The organism is uncultured Dysgonomonas sp. (assembly GCF_900079725.1).
GTDB lineage: Bacteria > Bacteroidota > Bacteroidia > Bacteroidales > Dysgonomonadaceae > Dysgonomonas.
Window position 1 is genome coordinate 2,389,279 of sequence record NZ_LT599032.1, and the last position, 19,314, is coordinate 2,408,592.

Here is a 19,314-nt window from a genome sequence, read left to right on the forward strand (position 1 = left end):
ATTTAAGTAAGATACGAATAATGAAGAACTACAACACTCCGAAAGAAATCACAGTGGAGTTTGCCAATTCAGGTATTTATAAAAGTAATTTACCATTATCTAAATTCAGTCTGATAGCCATACTAGGCGGTGTATTCATCGCTTTCGGCGGATTACTATCTATTATGGTCGCAGGAGGAATGCCCGGAGTAGGTTCAGAAAACCCCGGACTAATCAAGTTTATTGCCGGAGCACTTTTCCCTGTGGGGCTTATTATAGTGTCTATCACCGGGGCAGATTTATTTACCAGTGACTGTACTGCGTTTACACTTCCCTTATTGGAGAGGAGATTAAAGGCTTTTACCTTTGTTAAACTTCTTATCCTTTCTTATCTGTTCAACTTTATCGGCTCCCAGGTAGTCGCCTACCTGCTCTCTTCAGGAGTCGGTCTATTTGACAAGGACCCCTGGCAGCATTATCTGCATCACTATGCAGAAGTAAAGGTAAACCAAGACTTCCTAACTGTCTTTATCAAAGGAATCGGAGCTAACTGGCTGGTTTGTCTGGGAATGTGGATGGGATATGCAGCAAAAGATATTATAGGGAAATGCATCGGTATATGGATTCCTGTTATGCTCTTTGTTACTCTGGGTTATGAACACTCCATAGCCAATATGTTCTTTATCCCTGCCGCTATTTATTCGGGTGCGGACATTCTTTGGAGCAATTTCATTCTCCACAATTTAATTCCTGCTACATTAGGAAACCTTATTGGAGGAGTAGTGTTAGTCGGATGTGTTTATTGGTATCTGTACACCAGAGAAAAATAACCTCCTATTTCATTAAATATCTAAAAAACAGGCCTTTTATTTACACATAAAAGGCCTGTAAATATATTTAATCTTTCAGTAAAGGCAGTTTACTAAGCATATTTCTGATTTTAATAGCTACACGTGGCATCGGCTCTGCAACAGTAAGGCCTACAATATCATATTCGGAAGCTATATCATTGATAACACGTACAGCCTCATCGATCTTCATTCCGTCGGGGTCTGTACCTACAGCGGCAATTATCTCGGCAGGGTCTAATACATCCATATCAAAATGGATAACAACTTTAGATACTCCGACCTGTTTCAGCCATTCCATTACTACAAAACTATTATCAGACACTTCAGCAGGGGACAAACCTTTTATTCCTAATTTATTTTGTCTCTCTTTCATTCCCTTATCCCATGAACGTACTCCTACTAACAACGCTTTAGAGGCATCTACCTTTCCGGGTAATACGTTCATTATTTCTTCATCACCTATTCCAAGGCAAGCAGTAAGCGCCATTGCATGATAACCTTTATAGTCGTCATAAGGCAGACTTACATCAGGATGAGCATCTATCCATACAATAGCTACATCATCCGGATATTTTGCTGCCAGATATGTGAAAGGAACAACACTGACAGCACAGTCACCTCCAAGAGTTATGATTCGTTCCGGAGTCTCGTTATTTAGTATTTCAAGAGCAGCTTTAGTTTGTTTCAGGATAACCTGATACGAGTTTATCCCTTTCTCTGTTTCCCTGTCGTTTATATCCAGTGATACAGGCACTTCAATCATTCTTTGTCCTGTATCAGGAGCCAGAAAATTTAATAAATATGCGCCTAAATAATATCCACGTGATGCATCATCAGGAGGGAGGTCAGGCATCCAGTGAGCTACTATTCCTCCCTGCCATTGAGGATATATAAGGCGGAGTGCAGATGTTTTATTTGTCATGTTTTGGTTGTTTATCTTTATTTTTTCATTTAGATAGTGGGGAAAAGAACTTATTATATACTGACTTAATATAGTATTATTCTACTAATTAATCTGTTTTTTTAATAACGTTCCTAGCCAATTCTATCTTATACTTTTTCCCTTTCATCTTCTCATCCTTAATATTAGCCAGAAGAGTTTTCACAGCCGAAGAACGGACAGCTACAAAAGAGATAAAGTCTTTCACTTCTATCAATCCCAAATCGGCTTTATCCAGTTTTCCTTTCTGTAAAAAGAACCCGACAATATCACTTTTATTCAGTTTGTTTTTCTTTCCTCCACTCACATAGATTGTCTTGTATTGGGGATGCTTTGGCAAAGATTTTACAGCTTTTAGCTCTAATATATCCGTATCTTCAGGAATGTAGTCCGGAGTTTTATCTTCTTTATACATTATAATATATGCTGTACCGGAAGCATGCATACGAGCTGTACGCCCATTACGATGGACAAATTCACTCCCTTTGGAAGGAAGATGGTAATGAATCACATGTTTCATTTCGGGGATATCCAGTCCTCTGGCTGCCAAATCTGTTGTAACCAGATAATTCAGACTGCCATTTCTGAATTGAATAAGAATTTTTTCCCTGTCGTCCTGATCCATTCCTCCGTGATAATATCCGGTCTGAATTCCTTTCTTATTTAATAAATCGCTGATGCGTTCGGCTACTTCCCGGTGGTTACAGAAGATAAGCGCCGGCTCGGAATCGAGAGAACATATAAGCTGAAACAATGATTGGATCTTATCTTTTTCAAGAGACAGGACAAGCCTAATGGAAAGAGCATCGTTCTTTTCTTCTTGTGTATAATCAAGGACTGCAGGTGATTCCATCTTTACAAAATCAGGGATTTCCACATTGGATGTTGCGGAAAGTAAAACCCTCTTCTGCAAGTTTGGGAATTGACCTATAATTGTATTCATATCATCCTGGAAGCCCAGTTGCAGGGATTTATCAAACTCATCCAATACTAATATTTTCGCCGAACCGGTATCAAAGGATTTCCGCTCCAAGTGGTCTTTCAGCCTGCCCGGTGTTGCTATAAGTATAGCCGGAGGATTACTCAGATTATTAAGTTCCGTCTCAATGGAATGCCCTCCATAACAAACATTCACTTTAAATTTTGTTCCCATCTTTTTCCAAACCTGCTCTATCTGGAGAGCTAATTCACGGGAAGGGACAATAACGAGACATTGCACGCTTTTTACATCTTCCTTTAATAACCGGAGAACAGGCATTAAATAAGCAAGTGTTTTCCCTGAGCCCGTAGGGGATAACAGGATTGTATTTTGCTTATTGATAATTGCATCCTCAGCGGCAATCTGCATTTCATTCAGGGCTTCAATTCCCAGATTAGACAATATGCTGTTTGTTTGATCTTTTGTTTTCATTATGCAAAGGTAAGGTATTAACCAATCAATAAAAATTAATGGCATATTTTTCAATACTAAGTATATAGATAAAAATAATCAGCCCATCTTGTACGTTTAAGTGGCAAGATGGGCTAAGCTATTTCATTGATATAACGTTCTATTTCCCTTTCAGAAGAAACACTTCGGCCCGTCCGGGACTCATCAGTTCCCATAATGAAGCGACAACCCACCCCGGAGCAAAAATATCATTATAGAACCCTTTCCCGTTTTTACCATAATCCCAATTGGTATGCTGCACTACTTCGGGGTAATAGCCGACCTTGGCAATACCGCACATATGCCCTTCATATGGAAGCAGTTGCCCCATAGACGAACGGATAACCTTGATAAAGTTTTCGAAACGAGGTTCTTTAAATTCCATTGAGAGCCAGTCTAATACTGAACCGAACTCAAAAATGAATACATCGATATGATTGTTCTCTACAGATACATTACCCCATCCGCGGGTCTTCAATCCGATATCCCCTAACATCTGTCCTTTGGCAAAAGGAACATCCCACAGATAGTACCATGACAGCGTGAAATATGCAGCCTTCCTACACAAACCGGCATAATATTGCCTTTCCTTACCCTCCGAAACAAGCGCTAGATAGTAAGTGGCAGTGGCTGCATACAAGGAAGCCTCCTTATCTTCGCAATTAGCATCGAGTGTAGATGAGAAATAATCGGCCTTATCTATCAACTCTGTTTTCAGATATTCGGCTGTCTTTTTCGCACTCTTCAGATATTTAGCATCACCAAAGTATTTATAGGCCATTACCAGCGGAAGGGTTGCCGATGGAGTGCTACCGCCGCTCTTGTCGACAATACTAAAATCATCCTTAAATTTACGGGGAAAACTACCGTCTGCATTCTGCAAACGGAGTATCCTATCCAAAATAGTTTTTATGCGGGCTTCCCATTCCGGATGCTTTCGCCCTTTGTTTTTCTCATATTGCAGATAATGAAACATAGCGTATATGCCTTCAGACTGCCGACGTATGCTGAAAACATCTGTTTCCTTTCCTGCATCCTGATCGACATATTCCCTGAAAAAGCCATTCTTAGTAAAACCATGTTCTAAATAGCTCGCAAATACTGAATTGCTATTATTCACCAGATCGGGCCGTCCATTGAGTTCTCCATATTCATAGGCATTGAATGAATTAAGTAATACCCGCCCGATAAATCCGACCTCCGCAATGCCATTCTTCTCACAGGTAGCAACCATAAGATGTGCGCCGGAAGGGAATTTCAATTCTTTCTCGCTAACAAAACTGTCGGCAAAATACGAAACTATCGTTTGTTTCATCTTTTCGGGAGTAAAAGAATATTGGGGGGCGAGCGGCTTTGGCTGATAGGTGTCGTAACTATATTCCCACACCTGCTTCACAAAATCGGAATAATCGGTGGCTTGCCCCATAAATACTTCCCACTCCAGATTGATAGTTTCCCCTTTCTTTATTTCCTGAAAAGCTTCTATAGACGGAGCTAATGTCAGTTTCCTGATATAGCTTTTAGGAGTTTCCTGAAAAGGATAGCCGAATGAAAGATTTGCATTGCCGTTTATCTCTTCAAAGCCGGTATAGCCCAGAGAGGTTTTTCCCGAAACAATAACTTCTCCTTCTTTATGGGTAGTGAGAGCATCATATTGGGGAAGATCGATACGTGTTACTGACATATACATCCCGTTTCTCTCATTATAGATACCTGTGAGCGGTGTGCTCAGGCGGTCTTCCCTCACTGTCCAACCGAACGATGTATGAAACGAAGGAGCTTCCTTCGGAGATAATAAATTGCGGCGATACCAGAATCCGGGCATCAGAAACTGGCAATCGGAATGTAAATATCCTGTGGATATATTCTGTGAATATTTAAAGTATGTATCTTCATCGGCCGCAATAGATACTTTGATCCGTATTTTATTATCCATTTCATTTACTTGTCCCGATATATGTATAGGTAACGATTCGACGGGTTCCATACTATAGTTTCCGTTACCGGCATCATTCATCTTTAACTCATAGGTCACAGCAGGATTACCCGGAACTTTCACAGACAGGCTTGCGTCCAATCTGAAAGGATGATGCGTCGTGGCATAACTTGCACATACAGTCAATAGACCGGTACAAAAAATAAATAATTTTGTTAACATATATCGATTATGAAGTTTGATTCCCCCGATGTCTTTCGAAGGAACTATTAATATTTCTTTTCTTTAAAAACAGAAATCCGGGCAGGTCGTGATGGGGATATGTCTCGCGCGCAGTATAACCTGTATATACAGCCCATAGACCCTTGCGAAAAGTAAATAATCTTGTTGACATAAATATATCAGTATGAAGTTAAATTGCCGGATTCGATTACCTGCCAGGCCTTTCACGCAATTGCTTTCACAAAAAGCAATTAAATCCCGTATAGAGTAATATTATCAGTCGGTTATCTTATTTTAATAGTCTGAATTGAAACAGGTATTTTTCAAAATATTTATACAATTAAATTGCCTTACAAAGATGAAAAATAGGAGACAAGCAATACAACATAATTATTCCAATTGATACAACATTTGTTTCACCTACTCAATCTCTAGACATTTGCTTCTTACTAGTGACAAAATCTTTGGGTAAAATACCAAATTGCTTCTGAAAACATTTGGCAAAATATGAAGGCGAATTGAATCCAACCAAATAACAGACCTCATTAATACGGCTGTTTCCGGCAAGTAATAATTCAGCAGCTTTTTTCAGGCGTTCGAGACGTAAATATTCATTCGGGTTCATATTCAGGATTCCCTTGATCTTCCTGTAAAAAACGGAGCGGCTCATATGCAGTATTCCAACCATGTCATCCATATTAAATTCAGGATTATCTATATTGTCAAGTATAATTTCATTCATCTTTTTCAAAAAGTCTTCGTCAGCCTTGGTAAATGCCATGGAGTTGGCAGCCACAAGAGGTGAATTGACAAAAATTTCTTTCAGCTTTATCCGATTATGTATCAGATTAGATGCGCAGGCTCTCAAGTACTCTACCGAGAATGGTTTTTCAATATACATATCAGCACCGGCTTCCAGCCCTTCTATCTTGGACCGGAGGTTGGTTTTTGCCGTGAGAAGGATAACGGGTATATGGCTATAATCGATATTTGACTTCAATATGCGGCATAATTCAAAGCCATCCATATGGGGCATCATAACGTCAGTTATAATCAGATTCACAATGTTAGAGTCGAGCACATTTAATGCTTCTTTTCCATCTGTGGCCGTAAATATAGTATATGCCGATAGTTGCTTAACAATAAAAGCGAGCAATTCCGGGTCATCCTCGACAATCAGGATCGCCAATCTGGAAGAAGGGTCTTCCGGCTGAACGATAGCGGGAAGTGGAAGCGCCTTTTCATCATAAGCGGTCGTAGGTAATACCAGGCAAAAACTGTTGCAATCTATATAGTCTTCGATATACAGACCCCCTTGATGAAGTTTCGCCAACGAACGAGATAAGGCCAATCCTATTCCCGTCCCCGGAAGTGGCTTAGAGGTTTCAAGATTATTGAGCCTTACAAAAGGCTTAAAAACTTCTTCCCGCATGTCCGGCGAGATGATATTTCCATCATTCTTTATAACCACCCGCAACTCTCTTTTTTCATCATCAACATCCAGTTTTACCTCTATATACGTCTGCGCATACTTCATTGCATTACTGAATAAATTACTGATGATCTTGGTAAATGCTTCCTTATCTATATGAGCATACAAATCCTTGTCCGGCAAGCGAAGCATAAAATTCAAATTCATCTGTTGGGTAGATAGTTTGAATTGCAGATAACATCCCCGCAAAATATCAGAGATATTACATTCGGTAAAACTGAGCTGAAGTCCTTTACTCTCTATTTTCTGGAAGTCAAGCAACTGATTTGTCAGATTCAACAGACGATCTGTATTATGATTCATAATATTCAAATCATCCCTTATCATATCGTCTATATAATCTGTTAACAGAATATTTTCCAGAGGCCCCTTTATTAGTGTCAGAGGGGTTCGTATTTCATGTGCAACATCGGTAAAAAAACGGATCTTGGCATCGTATATCTCCAATGCTTTCCGCTGTTCGAATTTCTCCATTTCCCTTCGTTCACGCATTGTCGACCGCTTTCTTATATTATATACAGTATAGTAAACAAAGGAGCCAAATATCAGAACATAAAAGACGTATGCCCATGGCGACAAATAGAACGGCGGTAAAATCCTTATAAAAAGTATCTTCTCGTTCCCTATTGAAGGCATTGTGGGATCAGATATTTTCAACCGAAATACATAATCCCCGTATTTGAGATTAGAATAATTGATTAGCGGGCTTTCTGTCATCGACAGCCAATCCTTATCGAACCCTTCGAGCTTGTACTTTAAAATATTTGTATGAGGAGACAGATAACTCAAAGCAGCTACCCTGAAGCTGAATGAATTTTGCTTCGAGCTGAGAATAAGGCTGTCTGTATAGATAATACTCCGGTACAAAGGAGATTTCCTCTCCCCTACACTAACCCTTTTGTTATACAATAGAAAATCTGTTATAACGGGGGTGGGCTTATATTTACTTTCGGAAAAATCTTTCGGCTCGAATCTTATAAAACCATCTATACTGCCCATAAAAAGGCTTCCGTCGTCAGACTTAAATCCTGACCTGTAATTGAATTGATTACTCAGAATCCCATCTACCACTGTATAGTTTTTTATAAAATTATCACTCGGATTGAAGCAAATGAGCCCTTTATTAGATGTGATCCAGAAAAAACCTTTGTCGTCTTCTACAATCTGATATATAACATCGTTAGGTAAGCCGTTTCGCTCATCATACCTTATAAAAGTTTCTGTTGACGGATCGAACCGGCAAAAACCACGGCCTTGTGTGGTGACCCATATCTGGTGGCGGCTGTCTTCAAATATACTGGTCACCTTATTGTAAGGTAAACTATGCTCGTCCGCTTCATTATGCAGGTAGTTTTTCCATTTCTTCTTATTTATATCGTAACAGAAAACTCCATCGGAATAGGTTGCCAACCAGAGATCGCCGTGCCTGTCTTCTTTAATATCATATATGAATTTACCATTCAGTTCAGGAATTGCAAAAAAATCGTCAGTAGTCCTGTTATATTTGAGCAGCCCGAACAAAGTTCCCAAATAAATAGTTCCGTCGGATGTACGCAGCATGGCAAAAATATTGTCATCGTTCAATGAATTGGGTGTATTTCCTTTATTATAAGATTTTATATGCCCTGTATTTCTGTTTATTACTTTTACTCCTTTCGAGAATGTACCTACCCATAGGTTATCACCATCGGGTAAAAGGCATTGAACATTGGAAAAAGCCCTGCTGGGTTCAAAAAACGAAATCTTATTTGTCTGTGGATTATAGTTGCTAAGTCCTCCGTCTTCTGTACTGATCCAGATAAGCCCCGAAGAGTCTGCGCAAAACTCCCTCACTCTCTTTCCCCGCAGGCCGTTAGAAGTATCCGTAGGATAATATTTGTTGAAATGTGTATATTGCTTCGGATAATAATTCAGACCGCCGAAGTATGAACCTATCCAAATACCTTCTTCCCTATCCTTGCACAAACAATAGATAGCATTGTCTGACAAAGAATAGGGATCGTAAAAAGAACTCTCCAGATGCAGATAGCTATTGGTTCGCAAATTATAGACATATATACCCGATTCGGTTCCCAGCCACAATTCATTATCCGAATTTATCATTATATCGCGAATGAAAATCTTCTCGTTGTTATTATCTATTTGCAACAAATCGCGCACCTTTCCGGAAGAAAGGCTTAGTTCCTTAAGGCCTTCTTTTACCGAGCCTACATACAAACAATTATATGCTCCCGAGATAATTTTGAGAATAACGTCGTCGCGAAATACCTTTTCACCTTTATCATCTGTAAACTCACGAATGGTTTTCAGATTATCCTTTGAGTAAAACAACCCTTCCCCGTAGCTTCCCAGCCATAAAACACCATTTCTGTCTTCTTTAAGGCATTCGATATTAGAGGATATATCATGGCTTTTGAGATCAAAGTTTTTGAGTAAACCCGACTGTACATCGTAACAAAAAATTCCCTGCGATTCGACTGCGATCCAAATATATGACCCATTGCCTTCTATTGCCGATATCGTCTTATTAATAATTACTTTATTATCCGCCTGCACCAAAAATTGATTAAATTGCTCTGTATACGGATCATATACATATATACCGGCATCGGTTCCCACCCATATTTTGCCCCTATTATCTTCATGCAGAACCTTTATATAATTATTACCAATACTGTTTTTGTCGAGAATATCGCGTTTAAATGTGCGAAAAGAAAAGCCATCAAACCGGTTTAACCCATCTTTAGTTCCTACCCATAGAAAACCTGTCCGGTCTTGCAGTATAGCATTCACAGTATTTTGCGAAAGCCCTTCCCGTATTCCGTAATGACTAAAATAATATTGCGTCGATTGAGAAGAAAGACCCGTAATAACAAAACACAGTGACAGGCAGAGAAAAAACTTCAGAGTATTCAATCTCATAATCCGGTATAGATTATATATTAGCTATTTACATTAATTTCATCCAGACTGAGGCAGATCGATGGGAGATTTTCCAATTAGGTGGTCCGGATATTTCTGCGTTTCAAATACAGATTGTTCTAAAAGAGTGATTTGGCCGTTGTCTTTTTCTTTTTTGATTCCTTTCTCCCTTCGTCTTTCATTTAGCCTACACTATATGGTATAAAAAATAAGACATGCGATAAATAAATTATGATTTCCACATTATTATTTTCATTTGGTTAACGATATTCGCATAAATGAGTATATACAAATGTATTGTTATATATTATCCCAAAATGAAAATATCATCCCTTATAATGAAAGTTTCATCCCATACCGACCCTGGTCTATCAACTCTTCAAAATTGAAGGATTGATACATCAACAAACAGGTTAAATTTGATATTACCTTAGATCAACCTTTTATATTTTCACCAGATGCTTTATAAAATGAGAGATTATCTATTTTTATATTTCTCCCGGGGCAAGTTTTGAGAAACCGCCTATAAAAAGATAAATACTTATTCTAAAAAGAGGCTTAGCCAAGAGCCACTTTAAATTTTATCAAAATATTTTAAATGAAAAGAATTTTATTTCTGTCTCCATTATTCGGCCTATCATATTACTAAAATTTGTCAGGACAAAGATACCTATCCGAAGAATAACCACGATATTTCTTCATTAAATTTATAGGGTAGACCAAAATTTAACCTTTTCTGAAAAAGTTTATCTATATAACTATAGCCAGTGGCCTTTTGCTGTTAGCTTACAGTTCTTTGATGTATTGATCTGCAGATTTGTGAATTATTGAATTAGTATATTAACAAATGAGTAAAAAGTGTAACCTTTTAGCCCCCTCCAACCTCCTTGAGGAGCAGGGCTGTTAAGTTCTCTGCTGTCATTCTGAACGAAGTGAAGAATCCCGACCTTGAGAAACGAGATGTTTCACTCCGTTCAACATGACAAAGAGGGTATAAGAATTCAGAGCTTAACAGTCCTCCCCAAAGGGAGGCTACAGAGAGAGTAAAAAGCTAATTGGCTCCACTGACCGTTGGCTCTTAATTTTTCATCCTTTCGTCCTTTCGGATTTGCAATCCGAAAGTTATAATGGCGGATTTAAAATCCGCAAATAACAAATCATCGGATTACTAATCCGATGAAACGGAAGTATAAAGAAGTTCTAATTGTTGACTATTTACTGATATATGTGTAACCTTTGTTACTTTTTAACTATATATGGTTAATTAATGCAAAACAGACTGCGTGAAAATAGTAAGAAATGTGTCAGAAGTGTCAGGTTTTAACGTTATTGAGTTAACTAACGTTAAAACAAAGAGAAAGCAACTCCACATTTCAATACTCCTGTTACTAAAACAGAGTACTTTTGATATCTATCATTTTTTAGTATCTATTTGAAGACCGGAACTACGTCAATTGAATACGAAGGGGTACCATTGCCTACTATAGGCCATCCTTCATCGTCCCATTTTACTCTATCCAACATTAAATTGCGCTGGCTACTACCATTATCGATATAAGCATGATAAAGCATCCAATCTATTCCATTATCATCAGTTATAATCCTTGCGTTATGCCCGGGTCCGCCAAATGTAGCATCTCCCTTCACTACAACAGGCTGGTAGTTAGAGGGATTCCATGCATCGAATGTTTTCATGTCTGTTCCTGTCTTATTCAGATATGGACCGGACAGACTTTCGGACCTTCCGACCATTACTTTATATGAACTGGTCATACCTTCGCAACATGCCCCGGTAGATACAAACAAATAGTAGTATTTCCCCCTTTTATGAATATAAGGAGCTTCAAATGATTTGCCCGCAATCAGTGTTTTCTTTGTTAAATCTTTCACTGCCATGCCATCTGCCGTTAATTCTGTCATGTATATTCCATAGAAGCTGCCCCAGAATAAATAGCGCTTGCCATCTTCTTCGACGAAACAAGGATCGATCGAGTTATGAACCCCTATTTCAGCACTGACAAACAGTTTTCCATTAGAATTGCCTGCAGGCGGCACAAAAGGCCCTTCAGGTTTATCTGAGACTCCCACGCCTATACCACATGTAGCGCCTCCGCTCCACTTAGATATAGCATAATACATCACATATTTTCCATCATAATAATTAATATCCGGAGCCCACATTCCTGTATCGTTCACATCATCATCCGTGAAATCGGGCCTTTTATCAAATACCTCACTTTTACTGCCTCCGATGCGGGGCCAGTTTATCAGATCGGTAGATTTGTAACCCCTCACTCTTCCTGATGTCACATATAGGTAAAACTCTTTTCCTACACGGATAACTGTAGGATCAGCATAACTGCCCACAATGACAGGGTTTGTCAAGATAGCCTGATTTCCTTGTTTTAACGTCACTCTGTATTGTTTCGATGTACCATCCTCTCCTTCTATATTATATGTAATTGGCTTAGTGAAATCATGCCTGGCGTTTCCGCTTTTTTGCACTACTCCGTTTACCTTAACGACCGAACTTTTTTCGGATGTAGTGAATTCGGGTTGTAAAGAGGTAATATCTATATTTGACGGAATTTCATTTCCATTCGAGATTTCCCCGGTTTCAGTATTTATTGCCGGTTGATACTGCTCCATTTGTTTTTCAGGAAAGGTAAATGTCTGAAAACTATTCGATAATTGAGGTTTGGTTATTTTGACTGTATATGACTTCTGCTTGGTATCGCCTACGTAAAGATCATAGATACATTCCTTCGAAAAGTCATTTTTATTACCTCCGCTTTGCTGAACCTTACCGTTAAGCTTGAGTATCACATCTCCGGTATTGACTTTGAATTCTATAAGCAGTTCCTTAAGATTGACATATGTGGGGAGCTCTTCTTTATTACTGATGACATTATTCACATTATCGACATGAAGTATATGATTAACCGATTTCTGGTCCCATACAGAGAAGCTAGTAATTTCTCCTTCAGTCATTTTATTCTCCGAATCTTTACACGAATATATATGCGACGTGAAAACAATCAGAAACAGCTGATATATAAATATTCTTTTCATAGATTTTCAATTATAGTCAGTTTATTTCAATTGAACTTAGCAAATCCTAATTGCCGGGTTATTTTTATAAGTAGTAAGCGTGTGAAAATGGGCTTCGCGATACAATCCATTGGTTCTTTGATTGAAAGCGAAGTAGAAGCAATACTGGTAATTGTTTGAGCATTTGCGCCTTCACAGGCATCAACCTTACCAAAACATACCGATAAGGATTATACGGGGTTACCAATTATCTTAAGTAACCCCATATTGCTAAAATGTATACCGTTCTTCTACCATTGGATCTGTTGGTCTTCGTCCGGAATCAATGTATTCAGGTCACGCTGCATTGACAATATCCCTGTTACTGTATATTTAAGCGGAGTACCGGAGATTGTCGTATAGTCTTCAAATGTATAACTCAATCCCAAAGTAATATATATATGCTTCATATATACCTTTGTAGCATCCATTTCTTCTTCTACTGTATAATATGGTTGCCCTTGTACATTTAAGTTTATCTCCGGATTATCAGTATAAATCTCCAGCTTCTTTTTCTGGATATCAATCATCTCATCTGTAAACCTGATAAATATCTTATATAGTTTCCTATCCAGGTAGTCTATATCCCTGATTCCGGCATAAAGGAAGATAGTGTTTTCGTCCACCACATAAGTCCTTACCGACGACATATTCAATGCTGTTTCCATATCGGGAGCCAGATATATTTTGTATAAGGTGCCACTGTATGTACCCGAATAATCATTGAACGGATTAATATGTAACATAGCCCTCTGATAGTACTTATGGGGGTTAGCCTGATAATTGTATGAAGGGTCACTCAATATCCTCAAAGGTAATACCCATTTATCAGTCTGATCCAAATTCCCTAGTGTAAACTCGATAGGAACGGTGGTAGTGTATTTATCCGCAGGAATATCTATCGTTTCCGACATACCATAATAGGTTGTCCCCAGTTGCTTAAAATACAGCTCATTACGATGACCATATGCTTCTTGATTCAATACAGCCAGCGTATCGGGATCCAGACCGATATGTACAGTACGGTTTTGAGAATTCATTGTCGAACCACTGATAATGACCGGAAGATTATAGACCACTTTCCCCTCAGACTTATAGCGTACATACACAGGAGTTACCCCCAGGCTGTTAGGAATGGCTTTGAAAGAGGCTGTCTGTATATATTGCTCATCTTTCCATTCATCGTTGCATGATACACAACACATTATTGTGAACATGGCTAAAAACAGATAATATATATATTTCATTTTCTTCGAATTATAAGAGTTATTCAGGATTAGTCCAGCCCGGATTTTGAATTAGTTTCGAGTTACGTCTCAACTCGGTATGATGAATAGGTAAAAACCACATCTTACGGGCAAATATAGTAGGCAGCGAAGGCACTACGACAGGAGTATGGAAAGCCTCAGGCATATCTTTAGTTGCATATGCATTACATCCGTAAATCTGAGCTGCTTCTTCTACCGGAGCATCCATCCAGCGGCGAAGATCGAAATAACGGTGTCCTTCTGCAAACAATTCAATCTGCCGTTCACGTTTCAGTTTCTCACGGAATTTATCCTGATTGCCATAAACATCTTCTGCATAATCAGGAACTCCGGCACGAATACGAATTGGCTGTATACCTTTCTTTAATTCACTGGTAGTACGGCTTATCAAATGCGTCTTAGTCCCATCCCATGATGGCACATTATATTGTCCATTCAACTCATTCAACGCTTCTGCATAGATTAACAGTATCTCAGCATAACGAATGGCCGGGTCTACCTTTTTTGTAAACCGTGATTTATCATAAGCTGTAGAAGTTGTGTTGCTTATATCATACGGACTTACATATTTTTTGATCCCTATGCCAGTACGCAACCAGTAAGTAGCATTCGTGTACCCATTCCCACTTCCGCGATAATAAAACACCTGCTTGTTACTTTCCTCATCTTTATCCTTTTCGGCATTCAGCAAATTCCAAGTACATCCATTGTATGCTACGGATGCGTAGAAACGCGGTTCACGATTCACATATTGTTTTGATACTCCTACACCCAAAGGACCTAGTTCCGGATAATTGGATAATTCTCCTGAAGTAACCAAACCTGCTTCACGGGGACGGCTATCGTAGCGGCCGGCATATCCCGGCACTGCCCCATACATAGAGTTCATACCCGGGCAGTCTGTGCCATCTGCCATATAATAGGCATCACATTGTTTCTGAGTCATACCATGGGAGCTATATCCTTTCCCATAAAGGCGAGGTAACTGGTGAAGGACCAGAGTTGACACATCTTCTCCAGAGCCATTCTGACCACGGGTAAAAATAAGTTCAGGATTCTCGTGAGCAAGAACATCCCCATTAAACAAGGCACGATACGATTCGAGCGGGTCTATGTTTTTATAGCCATTCGGCCAATCCTGATTTACAAAATTACCATCATTATAGGGAGTGATAGTGGCCGGATAAGCAATATCTCCACTACTCTTAGAATATGCGAAATATAAGCTATAATGGTTCATATCCATGACATCCTTGGCTGCAGCGGCGGCTTTAGCCCATTTAGACTCATCATAAGTCTCCGGAAGCAGACGCTTACTTTCTTTGTCTATCAGAGCTGCAGCAACATCAGCCGGAGCTTTCCCATTATATAACGGACTGGCAGCAAATAACAGTACCTTTGCACGGAGTCCCAAAGCTGAACCACGAGTAGGACGAGCTAGCTCCTGTACTGCACGGGAGGTGGTTGGAAGCAGTTCTGCCGCTTTCACCAAATCCCCGATGATATAATCCACACATTCGTCATACGTATTTCTAGCTTGAGCCACTTCATCGTATTCTTTCATATAGTCTACTGTTTCATCCGGTATAATAGGCACAGGACCATATAAGCGTAGCATGAACCAATAGAAATAAGCTCTTAAAAAATAAGCCTGGCCTTTTAAGTCAACAATCTCCGATGTGCTAAATTGTTTGTTTTTATCAATGTTATTCACAAAGATAGAAGCCTGACGGATTCCCCTGTAAGCATTCTGCCAGATATATTGGGTTTCATTATGATCGCCACTTTCAGAGTAACGCCCACTTTTCCATCTCATGTATCCATCCGATTCATCTCCGTAATACATATCGTCAGCAAAATTGAAAGGGATATTCTTTTTACTGGATACATCTTGTAAATAACCATTTCCTAAATAGGAATAAGCCTGAGCCAGCCATTCATTTGTATAGTCTCTATTCTGGAAGACATCTTCTATAGACATACGTTCGTCAAACAGATAATCCGAGTCCAGATAATCCGAGCATCCGCCAAGGGCCAAACCCAATCCTGTTACTATAGATAAAATTATAATTATTTTCTTCATATGCATTTATGATTATAGATTAACTGATATTCCTAATGAAATGGTTTTGCTAAGCGGGTATTTTTTTCCATCAGAACTTCCCATTTCCGGATCCCATAACTTGAATTTAGAGAATGTGAGTAGGTTGGTACCTATAAAGAAAATGCGTACATTACTCATATGCATTTTATTCACTAAAGCCGTAGGAAATGTATAACCGATATCCAGCGTTTTCAGTCGTAAATACGAGCCGTCTCTGAGCCAATATGTAGAACTTTGGTAATTATTCGAATTAGCGCCATAGGTCAGACGCGGATATTCTGCATTCGGATCTTCATTCTCACCTAGTATCCAACGATTCGAGTTAGCCAAGTCGCTCAGTATATTACCCCACCCGTCACCTAAACTAAACATATGAACGGAAGAGCCTCCGATTTGGAAAGTCGACTTCCCAACTCCCTGGAAATGCATGCTCACATCCAATCCTTTCCACTTGGAAGAAATACCAAACCCATAAGTAAGGTTCGGTTTCGTTGTTGCACCTATAGCAACCCTGTCATTGTCATCAATTCTTCCATCACCATTAATGTCCTTGTATTTTATATCTCCGGGCATCACGTCGCCAAAAGTTTGTGTCGGGCTGTTACGTATCTCTTCATAATCTTCAAACAACCCCAAAGCAACCAGCCCACGGGCTTGATTCACACGATGTCCTTTCTGTAGCTTATACCAATAAATAGAGTTTTCCTCATCTCGTTCAATTATCTCATTTTTGCTGTAGGTCATATTACCACGTAAAGTAAAATCAACATTTCCGGCTTTTTGTTTGAAAACGAAGTTTCCATCAAATCCCCGGGCTTTCACTTCACCTACATTCGCATAAGGATTACTCTCTACGCCTACTGACCATGGGAGATACGCACGTTCCATATATATACCCTTACGATGTTCATAGAAATAATCGATTGTTCCTGATAATCTGTTTCCTAAAAAAGAGAGGTCTATTCCGAGATCCTGTTTGGTCGCAATCTCCCAAGAAACATTTGTAGAAGCTATTTCAGAATAGTATTTGCCGGCATATTCTCTGTTATAGCCATAGTCCCCAAAGTTATAGGCATTGTTTGCCGTTGTATTAATCGTGTAGAGATAAGGGAAGCGAATATCTTTATTATCCTTTTTACCTAAATTGTCACTACCTGTTTTTCCCCATGAATAACGTACTTTGAACATATCCAACCAGCTGATATCTTTCAAGAAAGGCTCTCCAGCAATATTCCATGCTCCTGAAACAGCAGGAAAGAAACCAAACCTGTGATCTCTGTGGTAGTTCTCAGATCCTGTATATCCAAAGTTGAAATCGACAAAATAACGACTCGACCAGTTATAATGGACTCGACCGGCCAAACCTTGATTACGACGGGCTATACCTTGTTTAAGGTCATCTCCAATATCTACTGTTTGCGTTTTAGATGCTTGGGTGTATTTTAAAACTCCACCAATATTATGGTTGTTAAATCTGCGGTCGTAACGAAGTTCCCATTCAAAAAATTCATTTCTTTTTCCTCCGGCTCCAGAAGATTGTGTCATTGGAAACTCCTTTACAATCTCATTAAATACAAGGTCTCCGTTTATATCCCGCGATTTTTCTGCCTTATGCATTGCAGGATATTTATATCGCCTGATCCAATTACTATTCTCGGTATCATATCCAAATCGTCCGGTAAAGAAGAGACCTTTCGTAATAAAGTCCAGTTTCTGATCCAGGACTACGCTAGTCTGAATATTATTATCCCAGTTTTCCCGGTATCCGGTCATCGTGGCCTGCACCCATGGGTTGAAACGGTCTCCGTTATCATTACCATAGGCAGGTACAAGTCCATTAGAATATAATATAGGAGCCATAATCGGGTTATATCCCATTAATGCTGTCCAGATAGCATCACTTCCTATTCCGGCATCATTTTGTTTGCGCAACGAACCTGAAACACCTACTTTCAACAAGGTCGTTTTTGTAATATCGATATCGACATTCATACGGTAAGTATATTTTCGGAAGTTGGCATTCGTATTATAGTCTTTCAATGACTTATCCACCTTGTACATGCCTTGCTGATCCTGATAGCTTCCCGATACAAAATAACGCGCAGTTCTTCCTCCTCCACTCATATTCAACGTAGCACGAGAACTCCAAGATCCATCCCGCAAGAGAACATCCATCCAATCTACATCCGGATACAAATCCGGATCCAATCCTAAACGAAATATTTCCAACTCTTCAGGTTGATAGAGGACATCCTGATTACGTGTAGTCTTGGCTTCATTAGCCAGGGATGCATATGTATATCCGTCTGCAAAATCCGGTACTTTAGTAAGCATACTATAGAATCCTTCCAGCTTTGCACTAATATTAATTTTCCCTTCTTTCCCCCGTTTCGTATTAACCAAGATAACACCATTAGCTCCTTTACTACCATAAATAGCTGTAGCAGAAGCGTCTTTCAATACGGTAAAGGACTCTACATCTTCAACACTGACTTCATTTAAATCACGTTCGAAACCGTCGATCAATACTAATGCCGCATTACTGCCACCAAACGTAGAAATACTGCGTATCCAAAACTCGGAAGTACTACCTGGCTTACCGGATGTCTGCATTGCCATAATACCCGGTACAACGCCTGCCAGACCATCTGCTATAGATGAGGTCGGATTTGATTTCAGTTCCTCAACATCGACAGTTGTAATAGCCCCGGTCACAGCAATTTTCTTCTGGACTCCTGTTCCGGTAACAACTACTTCGTTAAGTACACTTCTGTCCGACTCCTTCATAACTATATTGACTACACGCTGTTCTTTTACTAATACCTCCACTTTATCAAAGCCGACATAAGTAAAAACCAGTGTATGGTAAGGTGTCATATTAATCTTATATTTTCCCTCTATATCGGTAATAGTCCCCAATCCCGGCATATTACTTATGGATACACTCACTCCGATCATAGGTTCATTATTCGTATCGGTCACGATACCTGTTACTTCTATAGTTTGCTGAGCCAAGGCACTGACCGAAAACGTGAGTAACAACATACATGTTAATAAAAAGTTTCTCATATCAATATGTGT

General features: G+C 39.3%; 9 protein-coding genes. 1 reads left to right on the forward strand and 8 read right to left on the reverse strand.

What is annotated here, in order from left to right; translation table 11 throughout:
- The first annotated feature begins 20 nt into the window (after window positions 1-20).
- The gene (locus QZL88_RS09820; protein WP_296940626.1) at window positions 21-809 is read left to right on the forward strand and encodes a formate/nitrite transporter family protein; all 789 of its coding nucleotides are present in this window, start codon (window positions 21-23) and stop codon (window positions 807-809) included.
- 67 nt (window positions 810-876) lie between these two features.
- Here QZL88_RS09820 and QZL88_RS09825 read toward each other — a convergent pair whose 3' ends face one another.
- From QZL88_RS09825 to QZL88_RS09860, 8 genes are all read right to left on the reverse strand, one after another.
- Window positions 877-1,752 (reverse strand): arginase family protein, encoded by an 876-nt coding sequence (locus tag QZL88_RS09825; RefSeq protein WP_296940628.1) that lies wholly within the window; start codon window positions 1,750-1,752, stop codon window positions 877-879.
- An 88-nt stretch (window positions 1,753-1,840) separates the two neighbouring features.
- The gene (locus QZL88_RS09830; RefSeq protein ID WP_296940629.1) at window positions 1,841-3,181 is read right to left on the reverse strand and encodes a DEAD/DEAH box helicase; all 1,341 of its coding nucleotides are present in this window, start codon (window positions 3,179-3,181) and stop codon (window positions 1,841-1,843) included.
- Between the two features lie 139 nt (window positions 3,182-3,320).
- A complete protein-coding gene (locus QZL88_RS09835; protein ID WP_296940631.1) occupies window positions 3,321-5,357 on the reverse strand; it encodes a hypothetical protein in 2,037 nt (678 codons plus the stop codon).
- 424 nt (window positions 5,358-5,781) lie between these two features.
- Window positions 5,782-9,771, reverse strand: coding sequence for a hybrid sensor histidine kinase/response regulator transcription factor (locus tag QZL88_RS09840; protein WP_296940635.1), 3,990 nt, complete (start codon window positions 9,769-9,771; stop codon window positions 5,782-5,784).
- 1,428 nt (window positions 9,772-11,199) lie between these two features.
- The gene (locus tag QZL88_RS09845; protein WP_296940637.1) at window positions 11,200-12,843 is read right to left on the reverse strand and encodes a family 43 glycosylhydrolase; all 1,644 of its coding nucleotides are present in this window, start codon (window positions 12,841-12,843) and stop codon (window positions 11,200-11,202) included.
- A gap of 269 nt (window positions 12,844-13,112) precedes the next feature.
- Window positions 13,113-14,108: a DUF4973 domain-containing protein gene (locus QZL88_RS09850; RefSeq protein ID WP_296940639.1), complete on the reverse strand. Its 996-nt coding sequence runs from the start codon at window positions 14,106-14,108 to the stop codon at window positions 13,113-13,115.
- 19 nt (window positions 14,109-14,127) lie between these two features.
- Window positions 14,128-16,212 (reverse strand): RagB/SusD family nutrient uptake outer membrane protein, encoded by a 2,085-nt coding sequence (locus QZL88_RS09855; RefSeq protein WP_296940643.1) that lies wholly within the window; start codon window positions 16,210-16,212, stop codon window positions 14,128-14,130.
- 12 nt (window positions 16,213-16,224) lie between these two features.
- Complete coding sequence (locus QZL88_RS09860; RefSeq protein ID WP_296940645.1) at window positions 16,225-19,302, reverse strand: TonB-dependent receptor; 3,078 nt, start codon at window positions 19,300-19,302, stop codon at window positions 16,225-16,227.
- Window positions 19,303-19,314 lie beyond the last annotated feature (12 nt).

What these genes read in the sequence shown, in the direction of transcription:
- QZL88_RS09820 (WP_296940626.1), top strand. Translation starts at nt 21, where the DNA reads ATGAAGAACTACAACACTCCGAAAGAAATCACAGTGGAGTTTGCCAAT.
- QZL88_RS09825 (WP_296940628.1), bottom strand. Translation starts at nt 1,752, where the DNA reads ATGACAAATAAAACATCTGCACTCCGCCTTATATATCCTCAATGGCAG.
- QZL88_RS09830 (WP_296940629.1), bottom strand. Translation starts at nt 3,181, where the DNA reads ATGAAAACAAAAGATCAAACAAACAGCATATTGTCTAATCTGGGAATT.
- QZL88_RS09835 (WP_296940631.1), bottom strand. Translation starts at nt 5,357, where the DNA reads ATGTTAACAAAATTATTTATTTTTTGTACCGGTCTATTGACTGTATGT.
- QZL88_RS09840 (WP_296940635.1), bottom strand. Translation starts at nt 9,771, where the DNA reads ATGAGATTGAATACTCTGAAGTTTTTTCTCTGCCTGTCACTGTGTTTT.
- QZL88_RS09845 (WP_296940637.1), bottom strand. Translation starts at nt 12,843, where the DNA reads ATGAAAAGAATATTTATATATCAGCTGTTTCTGATTGTTTTCACGTCG.
- QZL88_RS09850 (WP_296940639.1), bottom strand. Translation starts at nt 14,108, where the DNA reads ATGAAATATATATATTATCTGTTTTTAGCCATGTTCACAATAATGTGT.
- QZL88_RS09855 (WP_296940643.1), bottom strand. Translation starts at nt 16,212, where the DNA reads ATGAAGAAAATAATTATAATTTTATCTATAGTAACAGGATTGGGTTTG.
- QZL88_RS09860 (WP_296940645.1), bottom strand. Translation starts at nt 19,302, where the DNA reads ATGAGAAACTTTTTATTAACATGTATGTTGTTACTCACGTTTTCGGTC.